Annotated in this window: 6 protein-coding genes and 1 pseudogene; all 7 read left to right on the top strand. The window is 70.1% G+C overall.

From position 1 onward, the window contains the following. Positions 1-499, top strand: a pseudogene (locus AX692_RS13895) (ATP-binding protein); the annotation flags it as partial. Between the two features lie 195 nt (positions 500-694). Continuing rightward, entirely contained in the window at positions 695-1660 is a 966-nt protein-coding gene (locus AX692_RS13890) for a helix-turn-helix transcriptional regulator (protein ID WP_073973042.1), read from the top strand. Between the two features lie 132 nt (positions 1661-1792). Then, complete coding sequence (locus AX692_RS13885; RefSeq protein ID WP_073973046.1) at positions 1793-2671, top strand: pirin family protein; 879 nt, start codon at positions 1793-1795, stop codon at positions 2669-2671. A 5-nt stretch (positions 2672-2676) separates the two neighbouring features. Beyond that, positions 2677-3006, top strand: a complete 330-nt coding sequence (locus AX692_RS13880; RefSeq protein WP_073973047.1) for a GNAT family N-acetyltransferase — start codon at positions 2677-2679, stop codon at positions 3004-3006. Positions 3007-3154: 148 nt separating this feature from the next. Then, on the top strand, positions 3155-4063 hold the full coding sequence (locus tag AX692_RS13875; RefSeq protein ID WP_073973043.1) for an AraC family transcriptional regulator: 909 nt from the start codon (positions 3155-3157) through the stop codon (positions 4061-4063). 283 nt (positions 4064-4346) lie between these two features. After that, positions 4347-5534 carry an efflux RND transporter periplasmic adaptor subunit gene (locus tag AX692_RS13870; protein ID WP_073973044.1) on the top strand — a complete coding sequence of 396 codons (1188 nt, stop codon included), beginning with the start codon at positions 4347-4349 and terminating at the stop codon, positions 5532-5534. A gap of 15 nt (positions 5535-5549) precedes the next feature. After that, positions 5550-8715 (top strand): efflux RND transporter permease subunit (locus AX692_RS13865; protein WP_073977086.1); only part of this gene is annotated, 3166 nt, incomplete at its 3' end.

Below are 8715 nucleotides of genomic sequence, written 5' to 3'. Positions count from 1 at the left end.
ACCCGCCCCTGCGCCGCGGCCCGCTCCGCCGCCCGTGAACGGGTCGCAGGCCACGCCCGAGGACCTCGTCCGCGCCATCGCGCTTGCCGAGGGGGCGACCTATCGCCCCGCCGCGACCCTGTTCCGCGACTTCGCGATCCGCTGCCGCCAGGCCGGGATCGCCAGCGCGCACATCGACATCGCCCGCTTCCGCCGCCTGTTCGCCCATGCCGTCAGCGGCCTCGACCAGCTTCCGGGCGAGGCGCAGGCGGCGATCGCGCAGGCCGCCGAAGGGGTCGACGAGGATTGCCTCGCGCCCTATCTCGCGATCCTCATCGCCGCCCACACCGGGGAGGCGATGCCCGGCGAGGAGGAACTCGGCCGCCTCTACGGCAGCGCCTCGCCGAGCCGCGTGCGGCGGCTGCTCGACCACCTCGAGCGGCAGGGCCGGATCGTGGTGCGCGAGGATTTCGGCGGCGAGCGCTCGATCACCGTGCCGCTGCTGCCCGCCGCGGCCTGATCTGCCGCCAGCCCGGGCCATCGCACCCGGCCGAGCCGCCCCGATTGGCCGCTTCATGGCAATCGCAGCCCTCATGCAGCAATTTTCGCACAGCAATCTCCGGCGCGACCGGGTTAGACCCGGTCTGCCGCCGGCGGTCTTCCCGACCCCGCGCGGCGCATGTCCCCGACGGGAGGATCCGACGAGGAGAATTCGATGCACGCGCCAGTCCGCCCCCACGCGTTCGCTGCCCCGCCCGCGCCCGAAGCGGGGAGCCGGGACGCTCCTGCCGCCTGGGCGCGCAGCCCCGCACCGGTCATCGCGCGCGATCTGACCGGCACAGCGCAGCGCCACGTCCTGCCCGATGACCGCGACGCGATCCTGCTGCCGCTGGGGTCGGGCACGGCGTCAGCCTTCCCCGGGATCGCACCCACCGCCGCGGGCCTCGGCTCGGTGCTGTTCGTGCCCGCAGGAACCTGCATCAGCGCCGGCTTCGAGACCGGGTACGAGCACCGCGCAGGTGCCTGCCTGCTGCTGATCGACCCGCAGCTGCGCGCGCGGGCAAGCGAGGCGCTGCGGCCCTGTGCGGCGCAGGTGCCGGGCACGGCCTTCCTGATGCACGACGCTCACCCGGTGCGGACGCTGGTGCCGCTGATCCGCCGCTTCTGCGCTGCCATCGAGGCGCCGGGCGCAGCCTTCGCGCTGCGCGCGCTTGCCGAGTTGCTGCTGCACGAAATCGCGCTCGGGCACAGTGCCGCCGCCGCCGCGGACCGGAGCGACATCCGCCGCACCGGCCGCCCGGCAAGCGGACACAGGCTCCAGCCGCACCACCTGGCCGCGATCGACGGCTACATCGACCGCAACATCGAAAACGTGCTCAGGATCGACGATCTCGCCGCGCAGGTCGGGCTGTCGCGCTACCACTTCCTGCGCTGCTTCAAGCGCGCCACCGGATCGAGCCCGCTGCAATATGTCCTCGCGCGGCGCGTCGAGCACGCCCGCCAGCTGCTCGCCCGGAGCGAGGAGAGCATCGCCGCGGTCGCCTATGCCGCGGGCTTTTCCTCGCAGAGCCACCTCAACGCGATGTTCAAGCGCCACTTCGGCGTGACCCCGGGGGCTTTCGTGCGTGTCCACCGGCGCTCAGGCGGCAGGCCCGAGCCACGCCTCGAGCCCGCCGCCTGAGCGCGCGCGGGCCGCGGCAGTGCTCGCCTCGCGCTCGCCGAGCACGCAGTTGCGCCGGGCGCCGCATCGCGGCGGCAGTGGAATTCACCCTCCGGCCGCCTATCTGCCATGGAAGCCAAGGAGCACGCTCACATGATCGAACGCCTCATCACCAAACGCGCCCATGACCTGGGCGGCGGATTCACTGTCGGGCGGGTGCTGCCGTTCCACGCGCGGCGGATGGTCGGGCCCTACATCTTCTTCGACCATATCGGCCCGGTCGATCTGCCCCCCGGCATCCCGCAGAGCCTCGACGTGCGCCCGCATCCGCATATCGGGCTCGCGACGGTCACCTACCTGTTCGACGGCGCGCTGACCCACCGCGACAGCCTCGGCTACCATCAGGAGATCCGCCCGGGCGAGGTCAACTGGATGATCGCGGGGAGCGGCATCACCCATTCCGAGCGCTTCGAACATGCCCGCGCCAACGGCGCGCACATGCACGGCATCCAGGCCTGGGTCGCGCTGCCAGCCGAGGCCGAGGAGGTCGATCCGGCTTTCTCGCATCACGCCGGGGCCGAGCTTCCGGCATGGGACGAGCCGGGCCTCAGCGGTCGGCTGATCGCGGGCGAGCTCGAAGGCATGCGCGCAGGGACTCCGGTGCATTCGCCGCAGTTCTACGCGCACTGGCAGATGCAGCCGGGCGCGCGGCGGGTGCTGCCCGCAGGCTATGCCGAGCGCGCGGTCTATGTCGCGGCGGGCGCGGCCGAGGTCGGCGGGGAGGCCCTCACCGCGGGGATGATGGCGGTGCTCGCTCCCGGCGCCGAGGTGCCGGTGACCGCGCAATCCGAAGCCACCGTCATGGTGCTCGGTGGCGAGCCCGTGGGGGAGCGGTTCATGTTCTGGAACTTCGTCTCCTCGAGGAAGGAGCGCATCGCTGAGGCCGCCGAAGACTGGAAGGCCGGGCGCATGAAGCTGCCGGACGAGGACAGCCTCGAATTCACCCCGCTGCCCGAATTCAAGGGGCTGTGAGCGCGATGTCCGAGATCACCATCCGCCGCGAGGATCGCGGCCGCAAGGGCCGCTACACCGCCACCGTCGCAGGCCGCGAGGGCGAGGCCTATATTGCCTTTACCCACCGTGAGGAGGGCGTGATCAGCGCCGATCACACCATCGCGCCCGACAGCCTCAGGGGCACCGGCGCAGCCTTCGCGCTGGTCGAGCACCTCGTCGCCGACGCCCGCGCGCGCGGGTTCAGGGTCGTCCCCTTCTGCCCCTATGTCCGCGCGCAATACCGCAAGCATCCCGAATGGGCCGACGCCTTCACCGTCCCGCCGGAGTGGGAACCGGAGCCCGCCTCCGCCTGAGACCTCGCGCAGATGCGAATCATGGCAAGAATTGCGACGAATTTCTGAGCGCGCGCGCCACCGGCTTGGCGCGGCCGCCTGCCGGAGATAGGGTGCAGGGGCTTGTCGGGGGTCAGGCAAGGGATCGGTCCTGGAAGGATTGCCTTGCGTGCCAGAGATTCTCACCGCCCATCCCAATTCCGGCATTCCGGCCTATGACGGCGCCCGCTGGGTCGGCGGCGTGCCGCGGGTTGACCGGGTGCACAAGGCCTTCGGCATTTCCACCTTGCTGCAATGCGGCGTGGAGGGGCAAGGCATGACCGAGGCCGACGTGCCGCCCAGCGACGTCGCCGTCTCGCTGTTCCGCATCGGCAGCGGCGCGCCGATCGATCGGAGCATCGCGGGCCGCCCGGCAAGGAAGACCTATCGCGTCGGCGAGGGCACGCTGCTGGCACCGGGCACCGACAGCTTCTGGGCGGTCGACGCAAACTACAATGCGGGCTGGTTCCACATCCACTTCGCCCGCGAACTGCTCGCCGAGGTCGAGGCTGCGCACAATCTCAGGCTCGAGACCGTGCCCGATGTCGATGATCGCCAGATCGCGCAGCTCGTGCGCATGATCTTCGATCTGGTCGCGCACCCGGAAGACCCCGAACCGATGCTGTGGCAATCGCTCGGGCAGGTGCTGCTGTGGCGGCTGCTGCTGCTGACCGCCGGCACGGCGCGGCGCGACGAGATGCGCGGCGGGCTGGCGCCGTGGCAGGCCAGGCGCACCACCGAATATCTCGCCGACAATCTCGAGCGGCGCGTCACGCTGGACGAGCTTGCCGCCATTGCCCGCCTCTCGCCGTTCCACTTCGCCCGCGCCTTCGCCAAGACCCTCGGGATGCCGCCCTACCGCTACCACCAGAAGCTCAGGATGGAGCGCAGCTGCGAACTGCTCGCGCGCAGCGATCTGCGGATCATCGATATCGCCTTTGCGGTCGGCTACGAAAGCCCGCAGGCGCTCGCGCGGGTCTTCGCCCAGACCTACGGCTGCCCCCCCTCGCAGTGGCGCCGCCGCCACGGCGGCAGCTGACTCCTTTTGCGCCGGGGTGCCTGCCGGTGAAGCGCGCTTCGCGGCCAAAACCGCAATTTCGGTCCACTGGCCGCAAGCCCGGCTGCGCGTGCGGGGCGGCGGCGCAGCTGTGGCTCGGGCTCGCCGCAGTCGGCATCCCGGCCGTCTTGCTGATGGGGAGGCTGGCATGGCGCGGACAGGTTTCGGCACCGTGATTGCGCATCCGGTGCGCGTCTTGCTGCTAAACGATGGAATCAAACTTAAGTTGTCGTCCCAAGTGAGGTTCAATGCATTGAGGGCCCTGATGGCAAGACGAAACCTCCTCATCGCCGCCGTGCTGCTCGTCGCCGCGGCCTGCTCGCAGCAGACCCCTCCCGCGCCTCCGCCGCCGACGGTGGCGGTGGCTGCACCCTTGCAGCGCTCGATCACCGACTGGGACGACTATGTCGGCCGCTTCGAGGCGATCGAGGATGTCGAGATCGTCCCGCGCGTCTCGGGCAACATCACCCGCATCGCCTTCCGCGAAGGGCTGGCGGTGGGCAAGGGCCAGCTGCTCTACGAGATCGACCCGCGCCCCTTCCGCGCGGCGCTCGCGCAGGCCGAGGCCGAGGTCGCGCGCGCCCGCGCCAATGCCGCGGTCGCCGCGAGCGAGCTCGCCCGCGCCGAAACCCTGCTGCCCGACGAGGCGATCAGCAAGGAGGCCTACGAACAGAAGGTCGCCGCCGCCCGGGCCGCGCAGGCAGCGCTGGGCGCCGCGCGCGCGGCCGCCAATGCGCGGCGGCTCGACCTCGGCTTCACCCAGGTCCGCGCGCCCGTCGCGGGGCGCGTCTCGGACCGGCGCGCGTCATTGGGCGACTACGTCACCGCCGGCCAGACCGTGCTCACCCGCGTGGTCTCGGTCGATCCGATCTGGTTCACCTTCGACGGGGCGGAGAGCTTCTACCTCAAATATGTCCGGCAGGATCAGACCGGCGAGCGCCAGTCCTCGCGCTATGCCCCCAACCCGGTCGAGATCCAGCTCGCCGACGAGGAGGACTATCGCTGGCGCGGCAAGATGGTGTTCGTCGACAACGCGGTCGATCCGCGCTCCGGCACGATCAAGGCGCGCGCCGAGATCGCCAACCCCGACGGATTCCTCGTCCCCGGCCTGTTCGGCCGCGCGCGGCTGCTCGGATCGGGCGCCTATCCCGGCCTGCTGGTGCCGGACGAGGCGGTGATCACCGACCAGACCCGCCGCGCGGTGTTCGTGCTGGGCAAGGACAACAAGGTCGAGATGCGCAATGTCGAACTGGGCCCGATGGTCGAGGGCCTGCGCGTGGTCCGCAGCGGGCTGAAGGCGGGCGACAAGGTGGTGCTCGATGGCCTCGCGCGGCTCCAGCCGGGGGCGGTGGTCAGCCCCAAGGCGGGCACGATCAAGCCGCGCGCGGGCAACAGCGCGCCGGTCGCCGTGCCGGTCACCGCGCCGCCGCCCGCCGAAGCCAAGTCGCAGTAAGGCGGGGCGAAGCGCATGAACTTCCCCCACTTCTTCATCAACCGCCCGATCTTCGCTGCGGTGCTCTCGATCCTGATCGTGATCGTGGGCACGATCGCCTATCCGATCCTGCCGGTGGCGCAGTATCCCGAGATCGCCCCGCCCACCGTGGTGGTCTCGGCGAGCTTCCCCGGCGCCTCGGCCGAGACGCTGGCGGAAACCGTCGCCGCGCCGCTCGAGGAGCAGATCAACGGGGTCGAGAACATGCTCTACATGTCCTCCTCCTCGACCGGGGACGGCAATGTCGCGATCACCGTCACCTTCGCGCAAGGGACGGACGTCGATCAGGCGCAGGTGCTGGTGCAGAACCGCGTTGCCACCGCCGAGCCGCGCCTGCCCGAGGAAGTGCGGCGCCTCGGCGTCACGGTGCGCAAGAACTCGCCCGACCTGCTGCTGGTCGCGACGCTGGTCTCGCCCGACAAGCGCTACAACCAGCAATACCTGTCGAACTACGCGACGATCCAGCTGGTCGACCGGCTGAGCCGGGTCGAGGGCGTGGGGAGCGTGCGGATCTTCGGGGGGCGCGACTATTCGATGCGGGTGTGGATCGATCCCGACCGCGCGACCACGCTGAACCTCGATGCCGCCGAGATCGTCGCCGCGGTGCGCGCGCAGAACGTGCAGGTCGCCGCCGGTGCGATCGGGCAGCCGCCCTATGCCGCCGGGGGCACCGCCTTCCAGCTCAACATCCAGACCGAGGGGCGGCTCGTCACTGCCGAACAGTTCGGCGAGATCATCGTCAAGCGCTTCGACGACGGGCGGCTGATCCGGCTCACCGATGTCGCGCGCGTCGAACTGGGCGCGCAGGATTACAGCGTCAACGCCTTCAACTCGGGGCAGCCGACCGTGGCGGTGGTGGTCTCGCAGCTCCCCGGCTCGAACGCGCTGGCGACCGCAGAGGCGGTGCGCGGCGAGCTGGAAACGGCAAAGCGCGATTTCCCCCCGGGCCTCGACTACGCCATCCCCTATGCCCCGACGACCTATATCGAGGCGTCGATCGCCGCGGTCGAGGACACCCTGTTCGAGGCGATCGTGCTGGTCGCGCTGGTGGTGCTGGTGTTCCTCCAGAGCTGGCGCGCGGCGATCATCCCGATCATCGCCATTCCGGTCTCGCTGATCGGCTCCTTCGCCTTCCTCGCCGCCTTCGGCTTCAGCCTCAACAACCTCTCGCTGTTCGGGCTGGTGCTCGCCATCGGGATCGTGGTCGACGATGCGATCGTGGTGGTCGAGAATGTCGAGCGCGTGATGGAGGAGGAGGGCCTCCCCCCGCGCGAGGCGGCGCACAGGACGATGGACGAGGTCTCGGGCGCGTTGATCGCGATCGCGCTGGTGCTGATCGGCGTGTTCCTGCCGACCGCCTTCATTCCGGGCATCTCGGGCCAGTTCTACCGCCAGTTCGCGCTCACCATCATGAGCGCGACCGCGATTTCGGCCTTCGTCTCGCTGACGCTTTCGCCCGCGCTGGCGGCGCTGCTGCTGAAGCCCAAGGCGCATCGCGAGACCCCGCCGGCCCCCGGCTGGCGCGGCTGGGGAACGCGGTTCGCGCGCGGGTTCAACCGGGCGTTCAATGGTCTGTCCGACCGTTACGGCCGGTTCACCGCGCGCGCCGTGCGGGCGCTGGCGGTGATCGGCATCGCCTATGCCGCGCTGATCGGCCTCACCGCGTGGCGCTTTGCCGAGACCCCGACCGGCTTCATTCCCGCGCAGGACCAGGGCTATCTCATCGCCGTGCTGCAGATGCCGCCGGGCACCTCGCTCGAGCGGACGACCGAGGCGCTCGAGCAGGCCCAGAAGATCGCGCTCGCCAATCCGGCCACCGCCAACACCGTCGCCTTCGGCGGCTTCGACGGCGCGACCTTCACCAATGCGCCCAACGCGGCGGCGATGTTCATCTCGCTGAAGCCCAAGGGCGAGCGCGCGAGCGCCAACCAGCTGCTGGGCGAGCTCAACGGCGCGCTCAGCCAGATCACCGCCGGCAACATCTTCGTCATCCCGCCGCCGCCGGTATCGGGGATCGGCACCGGCGGGGGCTTCAAGATGATGATCGAGGACCGCGGCGGGGCAGGGTATCAGGCCCTGGAGACGGTCGCCTTCACGATGATGGCCAAGGCCAACCAGGCGCCGGGTATTGGCGGGGCATTCACCACCTTCAACACCCGTACTCCGCGCCTTTATGCCGATATCGACCGCGAGCGTGCCGAGCAGCTGGGCGTGCCGCTCGAGAACGTCTTCGCGACGCTCGCGACCTATCTCGGCTCGACCTATGTGAACGATTTCAACCTGCTCGGGCGCACCTTCCGTGTCACCGCGCAGGCCGATGCCCCGTTCCGCGAGAGCGCGAGCGACATCCTGCGGCTGCGCGTCCGATCCGACAGCGGTTCGATGGTGCCGCTCTCGGCAATCATGACGATCCGCAACGAGGGCGGGCCCTACCGCGTGGTGCGCTACAACCTCTACCCGGCAGCCGAGCTTCAGGGGAACACCCTTCCCGGCTTCTCCTCGGGCCAGTCGCTCGGCACGATGGAGAGCCTCGCCGCCGAGACCCTGCCGCAGGGCTTCGCCTTCGACTGGACCGAGCTCGCCTTCGAGCAGCGCCAGGCGGGCAACACCGGCAGCATCGCCTTCGCGCTGGCGGTGGTGTTCGTCTTCCTGCTGCTCGCCGCACAGTATGAAAGCCTCGTCCTGCCGCTGGCGGTGATCCTGATCGTGCCGATGTGCCTGCTCGCCGCGCTGCTGGGAGTGGGCGCCATGGGGCTCGACAACAATATCCTCACCCAGATCGGCCTCGTGGTGCTGATCGGGCTGGCGGCCAAGAACGCGATCCTGATCGTCGAATTCGCGCGCCAGAACGAGGACGAGGGCAAGCCCCTGCGCCAGGCGGCGATCGATGCCGCAAGGCTGCGCCTGCGCCCGATCCTGATGACCTCGATCGCCTTCATCCTCGGCGTGCTGCCGCTGGTGCTCGGGCAGGGGCCGGGCTCGGAGATGCGGCAGGCCTTGGGTGTGGCGGTGTTCTTCGGGATGCTCGGCGTCACCATCTTCGGGCTGATCTTCACCCCCGCCTTCTATGTCATCGCGCGCATGTTCGGCGACTGGGCGGGCAAGCGGTTCAAGCGTCGCAAGGCCCCCGCCGAAGCCGAAG

The sequence above is a fragment of the Erythrobacter donghaensis genome (genome assembly GCF_001557325.1).
Classification (GTDB): domain Bacteria; phylum Pseudomonadota; class Alphaproteobacteria; order Sphingomonadales; family Sphingomonadaceae; genus Erythrobacter; species Erythrobacter donghaensis_B.
This window is presented reverse-complemented; position numbering and strand designations above follow the sequence as displayed.

What these genes read in the sequence shown, in the direction of transcription:
- AX692_RS13870 (WP_073973044.1), top strand. Translation starts at nt 4,347, where the DNA reads ATGGCAAGACGAAACCTCCTCATCGCCGCCGTGCTGCTCGTCGCCGCG.
- AX692_RS13885 (WP_073973046.1), top strand. Translation starts at nt 1,793, where the DNA reads ATGATCGAACGCCTCATCACCAAACGCGCCCATGACCTGGGCGGCGGA.
- AX692_RS13880 (WP_073973047.1), top strand. Translation starts at nt 2,677, where the DNA reads ATGTCCGAGATCACCATCCGCCGCGAGGATCGCGGCCGCAAGGGCCGC.
- AX692_RS13890 (WP_073973042.1), top strand. Translation starts at nt 695, where the DNA reads ATGCACGCGCCAGTCCGCCCCCACGCGTTCGCTGCCCCGCCCGCGCCC.